Source organism: Sphingomonas endophytica, from assembly GCF_001476895.1.
Lineage (GTDB): Bacteria > Pseudomonadota > Alphaproteobacteria > Sphingomonadales > Sphingomonadaceae > Sphingomonas > Sphingomonas endophytica_A.
On the sequence record NZ_LDTB01000297.1, the window covers coordinates 1 to 562 of the forward strand.

Below are 562 nucleotides of genomic sequence, written 5' to 3' on the forward strand. Positions count from 1 at the left end.
TCCCCATACTTCATAAGTCCGACTCCCCAAGGACTTTTCGTGGCTTACAATCCAAATATTCTTTCAAAGATTTTGAGCACTCGGTTTCTTAGTACCGAGCAACTCTCTGATCGCCTTCAAATTGCACCCGCTGAACTTTCTCGCGAGCTTGACCGAGAACCTGAGCCGGGACAAGGCATCCTCAATCGCATTGCAAAGGAGCTTGGGGTACCGCCCTACTCTTTCTTCATGGAGAAAGCACCCGCGCTCCATGATGTATTCCCTGACTTTCGCTCCTCGACCGCGAAGCCAGCGGCCAAGATGAAAGAAACGGTCCAATCCATTCAATTTGCTGAAGGTGTCCAGCGCGCTCTCGAACAGTTCTGGGTGAAACTTGACCTGCCTCAGTTCTCAGCAAAGGGCAACGCCGAGGTCGACGCGTTCGCTCTGGCGGCGCGCGAGCTACTGAGCATTTCGCTTCAAGATCAGCTCGACGCAAAGGACGCAAACGCGTTCTATCTTGTCTGCAGAAAGAAGATTGAAGACGCCGGGATTTTTGTCCTCCACGACAGCTTTCCTGAAC

1 protein-coding gene is annotated in these 562 nt (G+C 52.3%); it reads left to right on the forward strand.

The window, feature by feature from the left end; all coding sequences use genetic code 11:
* Positions 1-39: 39 nt before the first annotated feature.
* The coding region (locus NS334_RS18445; protein ID WP_153002844.1) for a helix-turn-helix domain-containing protein at positions 40-562 on the forward strand (523 nt) is incomplete at its 3' end.